Genomic DNA, 16,505 nt, shown 5'->3' with positions numbered 1-16,505 from the left:
ACAATTTTCGATGCACCACTTCAACCGCGCGGGCTTTGCATGGGCGATAGGCGGAGCGCCAACACGATGCGGCCTGGAGCCCAGGTACATGAAGTCGAGGCGTCAGCGAAGAGTTGCCCGCCTACTCGCGCGCATCCCCCAACATCAGCATGATGCGACGGGCGTAGCCGTGAAAACGCAGGGTATTCGGAGGCTAAGCGTTCTTTGCGATCACTGATCGCACGAGACGCTGGGTGTCCATCCACGTGTCCAAATCACCCAGAGCGTCATTTGGAAGGGCCCAGTCGCTAGGCATCGCGACGAATGAACGTGCTGCGTAGACGGTGCGCTGGTTCACACTCTGAGCCGCAAGGTACTTTCGTTCGGAGCCGTGGTGAAGGTGGAGCGCAAGATTCGGCGTGAGCGGGATTGTAAATGATTCGGCTTGGTACTGCGGAACACCAACCCCATGCTTCGACCAGTTCTTCAAAGTCCGACTGTAGGCATCGGAATACTGAGGAGCAATACCGTACTGTGCCGCGAAACCGTCCGACACCACCAGGCGAGGCTTCCTGTACCGAAGGACGTCCCATCTCATGTTTGACAGCACGGCCACCATCGGGTCCCAACGATCTTGCGGGCTCGCATACTCGTCTTTCGATGACTCCCACGCGCCCAGGACGCCACGTGCAGTGACGTCAAGAATCGCGGTCTGAATCTCAAGGTCGGACCCAACTGTCGATTCGGCTTCCAATCTGGACTTCAGATAGCCCATCAGTGCGCGGCTTCTATTGTGTTGAAGGCTTGCCAGCCAGGGAAGCGACGGATAGTCCTCGACGTTGATCGTAAGCTCTTTCGACGCCGCTAAAGCAGCAATCTCGGCAGCCGCCGCACCTTCGAGGCTTGACATCCATCTCTCTAGAAACTCTCGATCTACAGTTCCGTCGGGTAAGACGCGATTGTGGCCTCCCTTGACTTGTCCGATGCTGAGCGTCCTCGACCTATAGACAACATCTCTATCAATTCCGAACACGAGAAGATTTCCGTCGGCAGCCGCGAAGTTTCGTAGCAGCATCTGAGGAACGAAATGATGTCTCTTAGGTGCCGGCATGTATCAAGTATCGATTGGATTCAGCATCGCTCGATCCGCACGCAGGCGAGGGGCGGAGTGCATCGATGAGCGCCTGCGAAACTTCATCACGCGTTCACGTCGAGAGTAGTCAGAACGGCGCGTTGCGCAGGCGCCATTTGATGGAGCCCTCTGGTCGACAATGATCGCGTGCCAGCGGCGAGAGAGAAGCAGTGCTCCGCTATGTCCGACATAACGGAGCACTGCATCTAGACAGTCGGACTATTCAGCTTGCCGCCGCGCGCGGCCCCGAACCACCAGGAACAGCCCCCCTCCGAGGAGTAGCGCGAGCGCGCCGATCCAAAGCGGAGACGCCTGAACACCCGTGCTCGCGAGCTGTTCGCCCGTGACCGTCGAGGTCGGCTCGCCGCTCGGAGCAACCGGCGCGACCGGGCCGACGGGGTCGACAGGGTCAACCGGATCAACCGGGTTCACGGGCTCCACAGGGTCCACAGGATCCACAGGGTCCACAGGGTCCACAGGGTCCACAGGGTCCACAGGGTCCACAGGATCCACAGGATCAACAGGATCAACCGGCACCTCCGCCGCCGAAACCGTCACCACAGCTACCTCAGTCACCACGACCCCGCGCCGGTTCGTGAACTCCGCGCGCAGCGAGTACTCACCCTCCACCAGTTCGGTGATCTCGAGCGACGGAGTAACCGCACCCGCGACATCCACCCACTCGTCGCCGTTCAAGCGCTGCCAGACGACTCGCGGCGCGGGGTATCCCGACGCCGCCGCGGTCAGCACGACCGTGTCGCCCGCGACAGCCGAGACGGAAGCAGGCTGCGTCGTCACGACAGGCGCCGCATCCGCGAACTGGTACACGCCATCGCCGAGCGGGTCGATCGCCGAGATGACCGCGCCTTCGCCACTAGCCGCATCGGCCGTCACGCGAGCGGTGCCCGCGATCGGGTTCATCGGCTTCTCGCTGTTGCGGTTGCCCGTCGCGAGGAACCACGGGCGCAGCTCGGGGTGCATGTAGTCGAGGAACGAGGGCGGGAAGCTGCTCTCGTACTCGCGCGCATCGCTCAGCTCGGGAGCGACGTACGGGCGGTCATCCCACTCGGGCGTTCCCGCGAACGTGAGCGTCTCGCCGTCGATCGCAGCGGTCGCGTCGACGAACGTCGCGATGACGACGCGCTCGAATCCGCCGCTGTTCCCGACCTCGCCGCTGCCTCCCATGCCGCCGCCGTTGTTCCAGAACACATCGGCCGTGAGGGCCGCGCGTCCGTCGGCGCCGATCGCGAGGTACGGGTGGCTGAACGTCACGTTCAGACCGTTCATGCCTCCGTACGGCTTGTAGACGGCGTTGCCATCCCACACGATCTGCGTCTCGCCGGTCTCGGCCGAGGTCCAGCCGGTTCCCGCCGAGAACGTGAAGCCGTTCGGGTCACCGAGGCTCACGTTGTCGCCGAAGGTGGCGCGCGCCCACTCGTGTGAGTAGGTGTTGAGGTCGAGTGTGAACGCGGCATCCGTCACGACGACCGCACCCGCGGGCGCGGCGCCGATCGCCGGCACGTCGGCGCTGACGACGGTCAGGCGCGCGGGCTGCGACTCCGCCGTGTCCGCACCGTTCGCGGCGACGGCGCGCACGAGGGCGCCGTCCTCCGCGAGGCCGGCGGTCAGCTCGAGGGTCGAGCCTTCGGCACCGACGGGCTCCCACTCGCCCCCGGCGCGCGAGATCTGCCAGGTGACGGTCGGCGCGGGCTCACCGACGGCCTCGACCGTGAAGTGCGCGGACTGACCGAAGTTGACGGTCGTCGCCGACGGATGACGCGTGAAGCGCACACTCGTATCGGCCTCGCCGTTCGAGATCGACACGGCCTTCGGCTCCGATGCAGCGCTTCCGAGCGAGCTCGTCACGCGCACGCGCCACAGCCCGTCGTAGCTCGCCTCGGGGAGGGTCACGTTGTACGCCGTCGCCGAGAGGTTGAACGGCGCGATGATGCCGTCGGACGCGACATCCTGCCGCAGGTACGGAGCGCGACCGTCGAGAGGAGCGGGCAGCTCGGGCCGCGGCGCGGTGAACGAACCCGCGTCGGGAACCGCCTGGTCCCAGCCCTGCGAGCGCTCGGCCCATGACGCTCCACCGTCGAGGCTGTACTCCCACGCGTACGAGACATCCGGCCCCGAACCCTTGGAACTGAACGAGAGATCGACACCCGCGCCCCGCTCAGAGGCGGCGAGGTCGCCGACGAACATCACCTCGTACCGCGAGAGGTAGTTCACGCGGTACCGGTAGCTCGCGCCATCGGCCGCGGCGGTCAGCACGTGGGTCATGTTGTAACCGGTCGTCGCGCTGAGCGAGCCCGCCTGCACGTCGAGGCCCGGCAGGTCGATCGTCGCTCGGGGCGTGCCGTCGGTGCCGTAGCGCCAGATCGTGTCGCCCGAAGCCGAGACCGCGAGCACCTCCGAGAGGCCCGGGTTGAGTTCGATGCTCGAAGCTGCGCCCGGAAGCGCGAACGTCGACGTCACCGAGCGACCGAATGTGTCGATGACCGCGACGTTGCCCGCGTCATCCGCTGCGATCGCCTGACCCTGCGACGGCTCGATGGTCGTGACGAGGCCGAGCCCGGGAAGCTCGATGCGGTTGAGCTCGGTCGGCGAGAAGAGCGACACCTGCTCGATCGCGCCGTCCTTCGCGGCGTACATATCGGCGTAGCTCGAGTCGTAGAAGAGCTCGGGCGATCCCTCGAACGGCAGCGTGACGGGCGGGCGCGAGCCGACGGGCTCGAACCCGTAGGTGAGGCGCTGCGCGATGTACTCACCCGCACTGTTTTCGTGAACGGCGAGCAGACCGCTCGACGCGGCACCGATGAGGCGAAGGGATGCCGCGTCGACGACCGGTCCGCCCACGGGAGTGATCGTCGCGCCGGCGAGGGAGTTGCCGGTCGTCGAGGTCACCACGGCGACGGCACGCGCTCCGGCCGACTCGCCGACGACGATCACGCGCAGCAGGTTGCCCGCGTCGTAGTCGTGGAAGAGCGACGCCGACTCGACCGACGTGAACGTGCCCGACAGGTCGAACGCGTCGACGCGCTGGCCGCCGAAGCGATCGAGCAGCTCGAGTGCGGTGGCGCCGGCATCGGGGTCGTTCACGACCTGGAGGGTGCGGTCGGCGTAGGCGAGGGGGTTCGACGAACCGACCGGAACCTGGATGAAGGTGGCCGAAGCGCTGCGCTCCGACGCCTCGACGGGGGATGACTCAATGAAGGCCGCAGGCGGATCGGCGGCAGGGGCTGCGAATGACGCCGTCGCGGTTCCCGAGACGAGCGCTCCGATGAGCACTCCTCCCCAGACCAGTGACGTCACCCGACGTGCAGAAATGGGCATGACGAAATGAACTCTTCTTCTGAGTGGAGGGTAGGAAAACGGCAGAGTCGACCGGCGCTAGTCGCTCCGCGAACTTAAGTAAGCCTAACCTAATTAAGTGTGGCGCTGAAGCGATTCATTGTTGGCTACCTCCGCGAGGCACTCCCGCACGTCGCCCCGGCGCGCACCCGCCTTCTTGCCGAAGGGTCAATCGCACGGGGTCGCGCGGCGCCCGCACCCCCACGAATCGACCTCTCGGCAACTCGTAAAGCGCCCACACCCCCGCGAATTGACCTCTCGCCGACAGCAACCCGGCGCGCAGTCATCCGCCGTCCGTTTCGGCGTCACGAATGTGCTGCTCACGCCCCACGAACAGCACATTCGTGACGCCGAGACGGCGGGAGGCGTCAGTGAGCGGCAGCGCGGGCCGAGCAGTCGGCGCACAGGCCGAAGACGTCGACGACGTGAGCGGCCTCGGTGAAGCCGTGCTCGGCGGCGACGCGCTTCGCCCACGATTCGACCTCGTGCGCCTCGATCTCGACGGTGAGTCCGCAGTTGCGGCAGATCAGGTGGTGGTGGTGACCCTCGGTCGAGCATGCACGGTAGAGCGCTTCGCCCTCGGGCGACTGCAGCGAGTCGGCTTCGCCCTGCGATGCGAGGTCGGAGAGCGCGCGGTACACGGTCGCGAGTCCGATGGGCGAGCCGTTCTGGTGCAGCGTCTGGTGCAACGACTGGGCGCTGATGAATCCGCCCGTGCCGTCGAGTGCTTCGCGCACCGCTTCGCGCTGCCAGGTGTTGCGCTTGAGAGTCATGTCGTCCGTGCTTCCTCGGCCGTCTCCGTGGGCACGGCCGCCATCCTCCACGGTACCGCGCGCAGACGGCTGAGGAGCAGGGCGAGCACGAAGAATGCACACGCCGTGAGCGCAATCGACGGCCCCGCGGCGATCGAGAAGGTGCGCGAGAGGATGACGCCGATGACGCCCGACGCGGCACCGATGAGCGGCGATGCGATGACGATCGCGAGCGGGCCACGGGCGACGAGCCGCGCGGCCGACGCGGGAGCCGCGATGAGCGCGATCGCGAGGATCGCCCCGACCGCGGGAAGCGCCGCCACGACGGCCGCCGCCATGAGCGCGAGCACGAGCCCTTCGACGGGCCACGTGCGATGCCCCGTCGCCCGGTACCCGTCGGGGTCGACCGTCGAGAACAGCACCTGCTTGCCGAAGAACACGAGAGCCACGATCGTGACGACGAACACCGCACCGGCGAGCGCGATGTCGCCGTCACTCGTGGTGAGGATCGAGCCGACGAGGAACGAATCGACACGAACCGGCAGCCCCGGGATGACGGCCTGCAGCGTCATCCCCAGCGCGAATCCCGCGGTGAGTACGATGCCGGCGGCGACCTGCTCGCCCTGCCGGCGCACGCGGCCGATGAGCAGCATGACGCCGACGATGAGAACGGATGCCACGGCGGCACCGAGCGGCACGCTGATGCCGAGCGCGGCAGCGGCGACGGCGCCCGGGAAGGTCGCGTGAGTGAGGGCCTGGGCGAAGAACACGCGGCGCCGCAGCACGACGAGGGCGCCGACGAGGCCGGCCATGCCTCCGATGATGACGGCGGCGAGAAGGGCGCGGGCGAAGTAGTCCATCAGCGCGCCGCCGCCCGAGACGGTGTTCGAGCCGCGGTGAGGCGATCGCCGACGACCCGCACGAGCAGCACGACCGCGTAAATGACGACGAAGACGATGACGACCATCGCGCTCGCGGGCACGTCGAGGCCGCCCGAGACCGAGACGCCGAAGCCCGCGGCGAGGCCGAGCCACGAGCCGATGGCAGCGAAGGCGACCGCGACGGGCATGAGCGCGCCGAGGCGACCGGTCACGAGGCGCGCGACGGCCCCGGGCACGATGAGGAGGGCGAGCACGAGCAGCGTTCCGACGGCGGTCGACGCAGCGACGACGACGAGGGCGATCGCCGCATTGAGGGCGAGGTCGACGACGAGCATCCGGCCGCCCGCCGCGCGGAAGCCGACCGGGTCGACGGCGCGCGAGAGCTGCGCGCGACCCGTGATCGCGACGATGAGCAGCGCGACGGCGCAGACGATGACGAGGGGCAGCGCGTCGCCGAGCGTGAGGATGCGCCCGAACAGCAACGCCTCGAGCTCGCCCGCATAGTCGCGCTCACGCGAGACGACGATGACACCGATCGAGAACGCGCCCGTGAGCACGATCGCGATCGACGCGTCGGAGGCGACGCCGCTGCGCTCGAGCAAGGTCAGCACGATCGAGGCGATGAGGGCCGCGATCGTAGCACCGATGAGCAGGCCGTCGCGGCCGCCCACGACGAAACCGATCGCGAGGCCGGGGAAGACCGCGTGCGTCAGGCCGTCGCTGATGAACTCGAGGCCGCGCAGGTTGACGAAGACTCCGACGACTCCGGCCGTCACCGCGAGGGCGAGCAGGGCGAGGAGCGCGTTCGCCATGAACGGCAGGGCGAAGGCGCCGAAGAGCGCGTCGAACACGTCAGTGTCCTTCGTGGCCGGGCACGACGAGGGTGTGCTCGTCGATCTCGACGCCGACCTCGGCGAAGCACTCCTGCACGTTCTGGAGCGTGAGCACGTCGTCGAGCGGACCGGCCGCGACGGGGCGACCGTTCAGCAGCAGCACGCTGTCGCACACCTCGCGCGCGAGGTCGAGGTCGTGGGTCGAGACGATGATCGCGACGCCGCGTCGACGCAGCTCCTGCAGAGTCGAGACGAGCGACTCGCGGTTGGCCTGGTCGAGCCCGTTGAACGGCTCATCGAGAAGAAGCAGCGACGGCCCGGCGGCGAGCGCGCGGGCGAGGATGCCGCGTTGCCGCTGACCACCCGAGAGCGAACCGAAGCGTTCCTTGGCGCGGTGGGCGAGACCGACCGTCTCGAGCGCCGAGCGCACGGCATCGCGGTCGGCGCGGCTCGGCCAGCGCCACCACGGCAGCGCCGGGTAACGGCCGAGCATGACAATCTGCTCGAGGCTGATGGGGAACTCAGGGTCGATCGTGTCGCTCTGCGGCAGGTATCCGACCGCCGAGCGATCGACGTCGAGCGACCCGCTCGCGAGGGGGAGAAGCCCGAGGATGCCGCGGAGGAACGTCGACTTGCCCGAGCCGTTCGGCCCGATGAGCGCGAGCGCCTCGCCGGGTGCCACATCGATGTCGACGTCGCTCAGCGCGATGCGCCCGTCGTAGGCGAAAGTCGCGCCGCGCGCCGAGAGCACGGGTCGCACGTCGACTTCGCTCATCCGGTTATTCTCGCAGGTCGGCGGGCAGCTCCGTCGGCGTGACTCCCCACGATTCGAGCAGCAGGCGCACGTTGTGCTCGGTCGCGCTCAGGTACGTCGCGCCGTCGCTGCCCTCGGGGCCGAGCGAGTCGGCGTAGAGAGCGTCGTCGCCCGAGTAGACGGTGATGCCGGCTTCGCTCGCGATCGTCTCGGCGGCCTTCGGCGAGAGCGACGCCTCGGAGAAGATCGCCTTCGCACCCGTCTCGCGGATCGCCGCGACGAGCGCGTCGATGTCGGCGGCACTCGGCTCGGCGTTGTCGTCGAAGCTCGGGATGACGCTGCCGACGAACGTGATGTCGTAGGCGTCGACGAAGTAGGTGAAGGCGTCGTGGTTCGACACGAGCAGGCGCTCGGCGGCGGGAACCGTCTCGATGTTGTCGTGGATCCACGTGTCGAGGGACTCGAGCTTCGCGAGGTACGCGGTCTCGTTGGCCTTCACCGTGTCGGCGAGGTCGGGCAGTGCCTCTTCGAGGCCGTGCGCGACGTTCTCGACCATCTGCTCGGCGTGGTGCGGGTCGGTCCAGATGTGCGGGTCACCCGAGGCGTGCTCGTGATCGTGGTCGTCCGCGGCATCCTTCACCTCGGTCGTCGTGTCGTCGGCCTCGCCGCCCTGATCCGACCCCTCGGTCGCGTGCTCGTCGGCGTGCTCCTCGCCCTCGTGAGCGTGGTCGTCGCCCTCGGCGTGGTCGTCGTGCGTGTGCTCGCCCTCGAGGTCGATGCCCTCGCTCGCGTCGATGAGCGTGCCGTCGAAGCCCGACGACGAGACAGCGTCGTCGATCCACTCTTCGAGGCCGGCGCCGTTGATGACGAGCACGTCGGCGTTGCCGATCGCGAGAAGCTGCGCGGCCGACGGATCGAAGCTGTGCGCGCTCTGGTTCGGCTGGATGAGCTGGGTGACCTCGGCGTCGTCGCCGACGAGCTCACGCGTGAAGTCGCCGAGCTGGGTCGTCGTGACGACGATCGACGGCGTGCCGTCTCCGGTCGCAGCGGCGTCGGTGCCGGCGCAACCGGCGAGGACGAGAGCCGACACAGCGAGGGCTGCGGGCACGACGAACATTCGGGTCTTCATACGCCCACGCTACGTCTATTGATAATGATTGTCAAAACCATCACATGTCGATCTATGGCGGTGGATGACAGTCGTAACGAGCACGTCTCGCCCGTGTCATCCGTGCATGAGAGAGTGAGGCCCGTGACTCAGACGACCGAGGAGCTGACGCTCCGCCCCTTCACGACCGAGCAGGCGCGCCGCGTGCTTGCGGGCGAGCACCGCGCCGACGACCGGTGGGAGGGCGGCTACCTCTTCGCCGACGAGAATGAACTCGTGCGTGAGTTCCTGCGCGTCGTCGACGAGCAGGGCGACCCTGCGCCGTTCGGTCCGTACCTCATCCGCCGCGGCGCCGACGGCCCCGCGATCGGCGGCGTCGTCTTCTTCGGCCCGCCCGACATCGACGGCATCGTCGAGTTCGCGTTCGCCCTCGTGCCGACTGTACGCGGCAACGGCTTCGCGACCGAGGCCGTGCGCGCGGCCCTCTCGATCGCCGAGAGCGGCGGCGCCTTCTTCGCGCGCGCCGAGGCCGACATCGACAACGTCCCCGCCCAGCGCGTGCTGCTGCGCGCGGGCCTCATCGAGATCGCCCGCACGGGCGACACCGTGCTCTTCGAGACGGAGCTCCCCGCCGCCTGAGGTCGCGGCGCCCGGCGGCCAGCGGCCTCCCGCGTCATCCGCGCGCGCCCGACCCCGGGCGACCGCGCCCGGGCGACCGCGCCTCCGCACGCCCGAGCGCCCGCGGCAGCTCGTTTGTAGGCTTTTCGCCGCTCCGTAGGTCGAAACGGCCCGAAATCTCCGACATTCCGCCCGATCCCCTACATACCTTCGAGTCAGTGCTCACGAGGAAGGTGCGGCCGAGCCCTACTCGAGCAGCAGCGCCGGCTCTTCGAGGATCGACGCGATGTCTGCGACGAAGCGCGAGGCGACGTCTCCGTCGACCACGCGGTGATCGAACGAGGCGCCGATCGTCGTGACGAAGCGCGGGCGCACCTCACCGTCGACGACCCACGGCTTCTGCTTGATCGTGCCGAGGGCGACGATGCCGACCTCGCCCGGGTTGAGGATGGGCGTGCCGGTGTCCATGCCGAAGACACCGATGTTCGTCACGGTGATCGTTCCGCCCTGCATGTCGGACGGCTGCGTCTTGCCGTCGCGCGCGGTGATCGTGAGCTTCTCGAGCGCGGTCGCGAGCTCGACGAGGCTCATCTCCTGCGCCTCCTTGACGTTCGGCACGAGGAGGCCGCGCGGGGTGGCCGCGGCGACGCCGAGGTTCACGTAGTGCTTCACGATGATCTCGTCGTCGGTCCACTGCGCGTTGACCGTCGGGTTGCGGCGCACGGCCCACACCATCGCCTTCGCCATGATGAGGAGCGGCGACACCTTGACACCCGCGAAGTCGGTCGACGCCTTGAGGCGCTTCACGAACTCCATCGTGCGGGTCGCATCGACGTCGACGAAGAGGCTCACGTGCGGCGCCGAGTAGGCGCTCTGCACCATGGCCTGCGCGATCGCCTTGCGCACGCCCTTCACGGGAACGCGGTACTCGCGCTCCTCGGGGTACTCGGGCGTCTGGATGTTGCGGAACACACTCGTCTGGCTCGCCTCACGCACGATGTCGTCGCGCGTCACCTCACCGAGCGGGCCGGTGGGCGTGACGTTCGCGAGCGAGACGCCGAGGTCCTTCGCGAGCTTGCGGATGGGAGGCTTCGCGAGCACGGGCAGTCGCGGGTCGCGCTCACCCGTGGCGTGCGGGGTCACGACGACCTCGGTCGCCGCAGCGCGCGGCTGCTTGGGGGCGAGTGTCTCGTGCGCCCCACCGGGTGCGGGATGACGCGTGCGACGGCTCTTCGCGGGGCCGGTGCTGCCATGACCGACGAGCACGGCCCCGCCCGACTCGGCCTCAGCGACAGGCCGGGGCCCTTCCGACGAGACGCTCCCGGCGGTGTCGGCGACGAGGTCGGCGGCATCCGTCTCGGCGGCGGTCGGTGCGGGAGCGGATGACGCCGCCCCACCGTCATCCGTCGTGATGACGAGGATCGCGGTGCCGACGTCGACCGTCGAACCCTCCTCCACGAGGAGGGACGATACGACGCCTTCGACGGGGCTCGGAAGCTCGACGAGGGACTTGGCCGTCTCGATCTCGACGAACACCTGGTCGAGTTCGACGCGGTCGCCGGGGGCGACGCGCCACTGCACGATCTCGGCCTCGGTCAGGCCTTCGCCGACGTCGGGGAGGGGAAATCTCAACTCGCTCATGACACTCCGAACTAGTACGCCAGGGCGCGGTCGACGGCTTCGAGCACCCGGTCGGGGCTCGGCAGGAACTCCGTCTCGAGCGCCGCAGGCGGGAAGGGGGTGTCGAAGGACGACACCCGGAGCACGGGGGCTTCGAGCGAATAGAACGCGCGCTCGGCGACCGTCGCGGCGATCTCGCTGCCGAGGCTCGCGAAGCCCTGGGCCTCTTGTGCGACGACGAGGCGACCCGTCTTCTCGACCGACTCGATGAGGGGGCCGTAGTCGATGGGGGAGAGCGAACGCAGGTCGACGATCTCGATGCTCGTGCCCTCGTTCGAGGCGACGTCGGCCGCCTGCAGCAGTGTCGAGATCATCGCGCCGTGACCCACGACGGTGACGTCGGTTCCGCGACGGATGATGCGGCTCGCGTGCAGCGGGAGGTCGGTGCGATCGAGGTCGACCGGGCCCTTCGGCCAGTAGCGGCTCTTCGGCTCGAAGAACATGACCGGGTCGTTCGACCGGATTGCTTCCTGGATCATCCAGTAGGCGTCGTGCGGATTCGACGGGCTCACGACGCGGATGCCCGGGGTGTGCGCGAAGTACGCCTCGGGGCTCTCCTGGTGGTGCTCGATCGATCCGATGTGGCCGCCGTAGGGCACACGGATGACGACGGGCATCGACAACGAACCGGCGTGACGCAGCGTCTGGCGCGAGAGCTGCGTCGTGATCTGGTCGAATGCGGGGAAGATGAAGCCGTCGAACTGGATCTCGATGACGGGCCGGTAGCCGCGCATCGCGAGGCCGATGGCCGTGCCGACGATGCCCGACTCGGCGAGCGGCGTGTCGAGCACGCGCTTGTCGCCGAACTCGGCGTGCAGGCCCTCGGTCACGCGGAAGACGCCGCCGAGCGGGCCGATGTCCTCACCCATGAGCAGGACCTTGGGGTCGTCCTGCATCGCACGGCGGAGGCCCGCGGTGATCGCCTTGCCGAGCGGGAGGGTCTGAACGCCCTTGCCGACGGTCTCGGTGTCGGTCGTCATGCCACTCCGTCTTCGAACGAGTTCTCGTAGTTGTCGAGCCAGGCGAACTGCTCCGTCATGAGCGGGTGCGGCTCGCTGTAGACGTGCTCGAACATGACCGAACGGTCGGGGGCCTCGAGGGCGAGGGCGCGCTTGCGCACATCAGACGAGATGTCGGCGGCCTCGGCGTCGACGCCGTCGAACCACTCGGCCGAGACGCCGCGCGACTCGAGGTAAGCGCGGTAGCGCGTGATCGGATCGCGCGCGATCCAGTAGTCGACCTCGTCCTGCGTGCGGTACTTCGTGGGGTCGTCGGCCGTCGTGTGCGCGCCGATGCGGTACGTCAGCGCTTCGATGAGGGTCGGGCCGCCGCCGGCGCGGGCGTTCTCGAGGCCCTCGCGGGTGACCGCGTAGGACGCGAGCACGTCGTTGCCGTCGATGCGGTGCCCCGGCATTCCGAAGCCGCCGCCGCGACGCGACAGCGGCGAGCGCGACTGACGCTCGACCGGCACCGAGATGGCCCACTGGTTGTTCTGGATGAAGAAGACCTCGGGCGTCTGGTAGCTCGACGCGAACACGAGCGCCTCGCTCGCGTCGCCCTGCGAGGTCGAGCCGTCGCCGTAGTAGACCATGACGGCGGCATCCTTCTCGGGGTCGCCCGTCGCGGTCGCGCCGTCGAACTGCAGGCCCATCGCGTAGCCCGTGGCGTGCAGCGTCTGCGAGGCGAGCACGAGCGTGTAAAGGTGGAAGTTGCCGTTCTCCTCGGGGTTCCAGCCGCCGAGCGTCACGCCGCGCAGCAGCGCGAGGATGCGCACGAGGTCGAGCCCGCGGATCATGCCGACGACGTGCTCGCGGTACGAGGGGAAGATGTGGTCCTGCGGGCGGGCCGCGTACGCCGAACCGACCTGCGCGCCCTCCTGCCCGTGACTCGGCACCCAGAGCGCGAGCTGACCCTGGCGCTGCAGGTTCGAGGCATCGCGGTCGATGCGCCTCGCCACGGCCATGTCGCGGTAGAAACGCCCCAACATCTCGTCGTCGAGCGCCTCGACGAGCGGGAGGTACCGATCGGCGTGCTCACTCGGTTCGATGACACCCTCGGGCGTCAGCAACTGGATCGTCGGAACGGACCAGTCGCCATTCTGCTCGTCAGTTCTCGGCTCAGCCACCGTTCTACGCTACCCGCTACTTCGAGGCCGGTTCTTGTGGGTTCTGAACAATGTCCCCCAGAATTCGGAGGAGTTCATCGACAGACTCCGCTTCACCGATCGAGATACGGATGCCTTCGGGCGGGAACGCGCGCGCCACGATTCCCGCATCGAACAGACGCTCAGCGACGGCGGCCGTGGCCTCGCCGGTCGGCAGCCAGACGAAGTTGCCCTGCGGGCGCGGCACCGCCCAGCCCTGCGCGACGAGCGCCTCGAACAGGGCGTCGCGGCGAGCGGCGATGTCGGTGACGCGAGCGAGCAGTTCGGGCTCGGCCTCGAGCGAGGCGAGCGCTCCCGCGACGGCGGGCGCCGTCACCGAGAGCGGGATCGCCGTCGCGCGGGCCGCGTCGAGCACGGCGAGCGGGCCGACGGCGTAACCGATGCGGAGGCCCGCGAGCCCGTACGCCTTCGAGAAGGTGCGGAGGACGACGACATTCGGATGACGGAGGGGCAGGCCGCGCACCGCATCGGCATCGGTCACGAACTCGCCGTAGGCCTCGTCGAGCACGACGAGCACATCGGAGGGAACGCGCGAGAGGAAGGTCTCGAAGTCGTCGGCGGTGACGATCGTGCCGGTCGGGTTGTTGGGCGAGCAGACGATGATGAGGCGCGTGCGGTCGGTGACGGCGTCGGCCATGGCGTCGAGGTCGTGCGAGTGGTCGTCGCGGTTCGGCACGCGCACGCTCGTCGCGCCCGAGACCGTGACGAGTCCGGGGTAGGCCTCGAACGAGCGCCAGGCGTACACGACCTCGTCGCCCGGGCCCGAGGTGGCGAGCACGAGCTGGGCGAGGATCGAGACGGAGCCGGCACCGACGTGCACCTCGTCGGCCGAGACGCCGTGACGCTCGGCGAGCACCTCGCGCAGGTCGGCTGCGGTCGCATCGGGGTAGCGGTTGAAGTCACTCGCGGCGGCGACGGCCGCGGCGACTCCGGCGAGCGGCTCGAACGGGTTCTCGTTGCTCGACAGCTTGAACCCGTCGGCGGGAGCAGGCCTGCCCTGCCGGTACGGCGGGAGGGCGGCGATCTCCGGACGGAGGCGGATCGGGGCGCGCACGGTGTCGTCGGTGGTCACGCGAACACGCTACTCTCCTCGACCCGCCGATCCGCTCTGTCTCGCGGCGCGCGAGCCTGGAATAGTGGGGTCATGCGATTCCTGCTCAGTCTCATCGTCAACGCCTTCGCCCTGTGGCTCACCACGTTGATCGTCGCGGGCGTCTCCGTGCGGCCGTACGCCGATACCGAGATCGGCACGATCCTCACGTACCTGCTCGTGGCCTTCATCTTCGGCCTCGTCAACAGCATCATCGGCACCGTCGTGCGCGTCGTCGCCTTCCCGCTGTACATCCTGACCCTCGGTCTCATCTCGTTCATCATCAACGGCCTTCTGCTGCTTCTCGTCGCGTGGTTCAGCAGCCTGCTGGGCTTCGGTCTCGAGATCGAGGGCTTCTGGTGGGGCGTGCTCGGCGCGATCGTGCTCGGCATCATCAGCTGGCTCCTCAACCTCATCCTCGGGACGAAGAAGGACCGCTGACCCGCGAAGCCTCCCACTCGGTAGCCTCACCCGGCCGCCCGCCCGTGACCTCGGCAATAGCCGTGCGCACGACGCGGGCGGCCGCTCCGTTCTCGGCGTCGAGCGTGCGCGCCGTCTCGCCGTAGCGATCGAGCGAGTGCGCCGCGAGCACGCCCGGCGCACCGTCGCCCTCGGCCAACGCCCGCGGCGCCCGAACGAACACCGAGGGATCGTCGGGCACCACCCCGCCGAGCGCCGGTATCGGATCGTCGGTGTGCTCGAGCGAGACGACGACTCCGCCGCCCATCGGTGCCGCGGGCGACGGCCCGCCCGCGTTGACGGCGAGCGGCACGCGGTAGTCGGAGCCCTCGCCGAGCGACGTCGCGACGAGACCGCCCTGCGAGTGACCGACGGCGATGACGGCATCGCCCGGCCGCGCACCCGCCGCGGCGAGCGCCTCACGCAGCGCCGCCTCGCTCGCGCCGTCGCCTCCGCCCAGGGCCGTGACGTTCGCCGTCATGTCGAACGGGTCGCCCGCAGGCGTGAGCCCCGCATCACTCGTGCCCGGCACGTACACGATGTAGCCGGCGCCCTCGCCCGGAAGGCCGTACCTCTCGACACGGATGACCGATCGCTCACGAGGGATGCGCTCGAGCATCTCCTCCACCCCGCGCGGCGGACGAGCGACCGACGGCGGGCGAGCCGTCTCGATGCGCACGGGCGTCTCGCGCAGCGCCGCGTTGCCGACGAGACCGGCGATGCCCGCGAGAGCGACGAGTCCCGCGGCCGAGTCGCGCACGCCCACGCTCGACACCGCTCCGGCGAACGCGGCCGGCAGGCCGACGAGACCCGCAGCAGCATCGTCGACCGAGTCGACGAGGTGCCGGAGGACGTCGACGAAACGCGGGTCGCGCAGCAACCCCGGATCACGCTCGATGTCGCGCATCAGTTGCTCAGCGAGAGCCGTCGGGTCGCCCCCGCTCGCGGCGAGGGCGAGACTCGCGACGACTGCGGGCGGACCGAGCTGCAGCAGCGCACCGAACGCGAGCACCGGCGTCGCCGCACCAGCGGCCCAGCCCGCGAACGCCGCCCCGAGCGACCAGAAGCGCGCGATCGCGGCTTCACTGTCGTCGTAGGCCGCCGCGGCGCGGGCGAGCGCCTCGCACAGCTCCCGCGCGAGCGCAGCAGTGCCGCTCGCCCAGTCGGCCGCCTCGGCGAGCGCGATGCCGGGGCCGGGAAAGTCGGTGAGCGACGGCGAGTGGATGCCGGGAACGCAGCCGGCGTCGAGATCGGCCTCTCTCGCGGCCGCCGCCCAGTCGAGCAGTCGCGCCTCGAAGAGGCCGAGCAGGGCGACGTTCTCGAAGATCTCGTCGGTCGAGATCGTCGTCACCCGCGTCACGACGACACCCGGGCGGCCGACCACGCGGCGATCGCCTCGATCTCCCGCTCGATCGCCGCCCGCTCGGTGATCGCGTCGCGATGCGCGGCCGACAGTCTCTCTTCGAGTTCGAGCACCCGGGCGCGCAGCTCGACGAGGCCGCCCGCATACTCGACGCGCGACGGCGAGTGCCACCACGAGCCGTGCACCCCGGGTATCAGTGCCGTGCCCTGAGTGCGCACGTCATCGAGCAGCCGCGCGATCGCGGGGATCACCCGTTCATCGAGAGCCGCTTGCCGCCGCGGCAGCAGGTCGAGTTGCGCGGCGAGCCCGCCGCCGTCATCCGTCATCATGATCGCCAT

Annotated in this window: 15 protein-coding genes; 2 read left to right on the top strand and 13 right to left on the bottom strand. The window is 68.9% G+C overall.

The window, feature by feature from the left end; translation table 11 throughout:
- Nucleotides 1-193: 193 nt before the first annotated feature.
- The 7 genes from BJ972_RS12090 to BJ972_RS12060 form a co-directional block, all read right to left on the bottom strand.
- Nucleotides 194-1,090: a DUF4238 domain-containing protein gene (locus BJ972_RS12090; RefSeq protein ID WP_129172216.1), complete on the bottom strand. Its 897-nt coding sequence runs from the start codon at nucleotides 1,088-1,090 to the stop codon at nucleotides 194-196.
- A 240-nt stretch (nucleotides 1,091-1,330) separates the two neighbouring features.
- Nucleotides 1,331-4,426, bottom strand: coding sequence for an immunoglobulin domain-containing protein (locus BJ972_RS12085; RefSeq protein WP_129172217.1), 3,096 nt, complete (start codon nucleotides 4,424-4,426; stop codon nucleotides 1,331-1,333).
- 407 nt (nucleotides 4,427-4,833) lie between these two features.
- Nucleotides 4,834-5,238, bottom strand: a complete 405-nt coding sequence (locus BJ972_RS12080; RefSeq protein WP_129172218.1) for a Fur family transcriptional regulator — start codon at nucleotides 5,236-5,238, stop codon at nucleotides 4,834-4,836.
- Complete coding sequence (locus tag BJ972_RS12075) at nucleotides 5,235-6,077, bottom strand: metal ABC transporter permease (RefSeq protein WP_129172219.1); 843 nt, start codon at nucleotides 6,075-6,077, stop codon at nucleotides 5,235-5,237. Before BJ972_RS12075 ends, BJ972_RS12080 begins: the two co-directional genes overlap by 4 nt.
- On the bottom strand, nucleotides 6,077-6,949 hold the full coding sequence (locus tag BJ972_RS12070; protein WP_129172220.1) for a metal ABC transporter permease: 873 nt from the start codon (nucleotides 6,947-6,949) through the stop codon (nucleotides 6,077-6,079). The genes BJ972_RS12075 and BJ972_RS12070 overlap by 1 nt, the downstream gene beginning before the upstream one ends.
- A gap of 1 nt (nucleotide 6,950) precedes the next feature.
- Complete coding sequence (locus BJ972_RS12065; RefSeq protein WP_129172221.1) at nucleotides 6,951-7,706, bottom strand: metal ABC transporter ATP-binding protein; 756 nt, start codon at nucleotides 7,704-7,706, stop codon at nucleotides 6,951-6,953.
- Nucleotides 7,707-7,710: 4 nt separating this feature from the next.
- Complete coding sequence (locus BJ972_RS12060; protein ID WP_129172222.1) at nucleotides 7,711-8,814, bottom strand: metal ABC transporter substrate-binding protein; 1,104 nt, start codon at nucleotides 8,812-8,814, stop codon at nucleotides 7,711-7,713.
- A gap of 123 nt (nucleotides 8,815-8,937) precedes the next feature.
- On the opposite strand from BJ972_RS12060, the gene BJ972_RS12055 reads away from it, so the two are divergent.
- Entirely contained in the window at nucleotides 8,938-9,432 is a 495-nt protein-coding gene (locus BJ972_RS12055) for a GNAT family N-acetyltransferase (protein WP_164989848.1), read from the top strand.
- A gap of 225 nt (nucleotides 9,433-9,657) precedes the next feature.
- Here the strand turns inward: BJ972_RS12055 and BJ972_RS12050 are convergent, their stop codons facing one another.
- The 4 genes from BJ972_RS12050 to BJ972_RS12035 all read right to left on the bottom strand — a co-directional run bounded on the left by BJ972_RS12050 (nucleotide 9,658) and on the right by BJ972_RS12035 (nucleotide 14,327).
- The gene (locus BJ972_RS12050) at nucleotides 9,658-11,052 is read right to left on the bottom strand and encodes a dihydrolipoamide acetyltransferase family protein (RefSeq protein ID WP_129172224.1); all 1,395 of its coding nucleotides are present in this window, start codon (nucleotides 11,050-11,052) and stop codon (nucleotides 9,658-9,660) included.
- An 11-nt stretch (nucleotides 11,053-11,063) separates the two neighbouring features.
- On the bottom strand, nucleotides 11,064-12,071 hold the full coding sequence (locus BJ972_RS12045; RefSeq protein WP_129172225.1) for an alpha-ketoacid dehydrogenase subunit beta: 1,008 nt from the start codon (nucleotides 12,069-12,071) through the stop codon (nucleotides 11,064-11,066).
- Nucleotides 12,068-13,165: a thiamine pyrophosphate-dependent dehydrogenase E1 component subunit alpha gene (locus tag BJ972_RS12040; RefSeq protein WP_373366839.1), complete on the bottom strand. Its 1,098-nt coding sequence runs from the start codon at nucleotides 13,163-13,165 to the stop codon at nucleotides 12,068-12,070. Before BJ972_RS12040 ends, BJ972_RS12045 begins: the two co-directional genes overlap by 4 nt.
- A gap of 67 nt (nucleotides 13,166-13,232) precedes the next feature.
- Entirely contained in the window at nucleotides 13,233-14,327 is a 1,095-nt protein-coding gene (locus BJ972_RS12035; protein WP_241830677.1) for a histidinol-phosphate transaminase, read from the bottom strand.
- Nucleotides 14,328-14,399: 72 nt separating this feature from the next.
- Here BJ972_RS12035 and BJ972_RS12030 point away from each other — a divergent pair, with 72 nt between their 5' ends.
- The gene (locus BJ972_RS12030; protein WP_129172226.1) at nucleotides 14,400-14,786 is read left to right on the top strand and encodes a phage holin family protein; all 387 of its coding nucleotides are present in this window, start codon (nucleotides 14,400-14,402) and stop codon (nucleotides 14,784-14,786) included.
- Here BJ972_RS12030 and BJ972_RS12025 read toward each other — a convergent pair.
- Nucleotides 14,758-16,188, bottom strand: coding sequence for a hypothetical protein (locus BJ972_RS12025; protein ID WP_129172227.1), 1,431 nt, complete (start codon nucleotides 16,186-16,188; stop codon nucleotides 14,758-14,760). The genes BJ972_RS12030 and BJ972_RS12025 overlap by 29 nt on opposite strands.
- Nucleotides 16,161-16,505, bottom strand: coding sequence for a hypothetical protein (locus BJ972_RS12020; protein WP_129172228.1), 345 nt, complete (start codon nucleotides 16,503-16,505; stop codon nucleotides 16,161-16,163). Before BJ972_RS12020 ends, BJ972_RS12025 begins: the two co-directional genes overlap by 28 nt.

The organism is Agromyces atrinae (assembly GCF_013407835.1).
Taxonomy (GTDB): Bacteria; Actinomycetota; Actinomycetes; order Actinomycetales; family Microbacteriaceae; genus Agromyces; species Agromyces atrinae.
Note: the sequence above shows the minus strand (reverse complement) of the source record. Positions and strands in the feature narration are given on the sequence as shown.

What these genes read in the sequence shown, in the direction of transcription:
- BJ972_RS12090 (WP_129172216.1), bottom strand. Translation starts at nt 1,090, where the DNA reads ATGCCGGCACCTAAGAGACATCATTTCGTTCCTCAGATGCTGCTACGA.
- BJ972_RS12080 (WP_129172218.1), bottom strand. Translation starts at nt 5,238, where the DNA reads ATGACTCTCAAGCGCAACACCTGGCAGCGCGAAGCGGTGCGCGAAGCA.
- BJ972_RS12075 (WP_129172219.1), bottom strand. Translation starts at nt 6,077, where the DNA reads ATGGACTACTTCGCCCGCGCCCTTCTCGCCGCCGTCATCATCGGAGGC.
- BJ972_RS12065 (WP_129172221.1), bottom strand. Translation starts at nt 7,706, where the DNA reads ATGAGCGAAGTCGACGTGCGACCCGTGCTCTCGGCGCGCGGCGCGACT.
- BJ972_RS12060 (WP_129172222.1), bottom strand. Translation starts at nt 8,814, where the DNA reads ATGAAGACCCGAATGTTCGTCGTGCCCGCAGCCCTCGCTGTGTCGGCT.
- BJ972_RS12050 (WP_129172224.1), bottom strand. Translation starts at nt 11,052, where the DNA reads ATGAGCGAGTTGAGATTTCCCCTCCCCGACGTCGGCGAAGGCCTGACC.
- BJ972_RS12045 (WP_129172225.1), bottom strand. Translation starts at nt 12,071, where the DNA reads ATGACGACCGACACCGAGACCGTCGGCAAGGGCGTTCAGACCCTCCCG.
- BJ972_RS12030 (WP_129172226.1), top strand. Translation starts at nt 14,400, where the DNA reads ATGCGATTCCTGCTCAGTCTCATCGTCAACGCCTTCGCCCTGTGGCTC.
- BJ972_RS12020 (WP_129172228.1), bottom strand. Translation starts at nt 16,505, where the DNA reads ATGGCGATCATGATGACGGATGACGGCGGCGGGCTCGCCGCGCAACTC.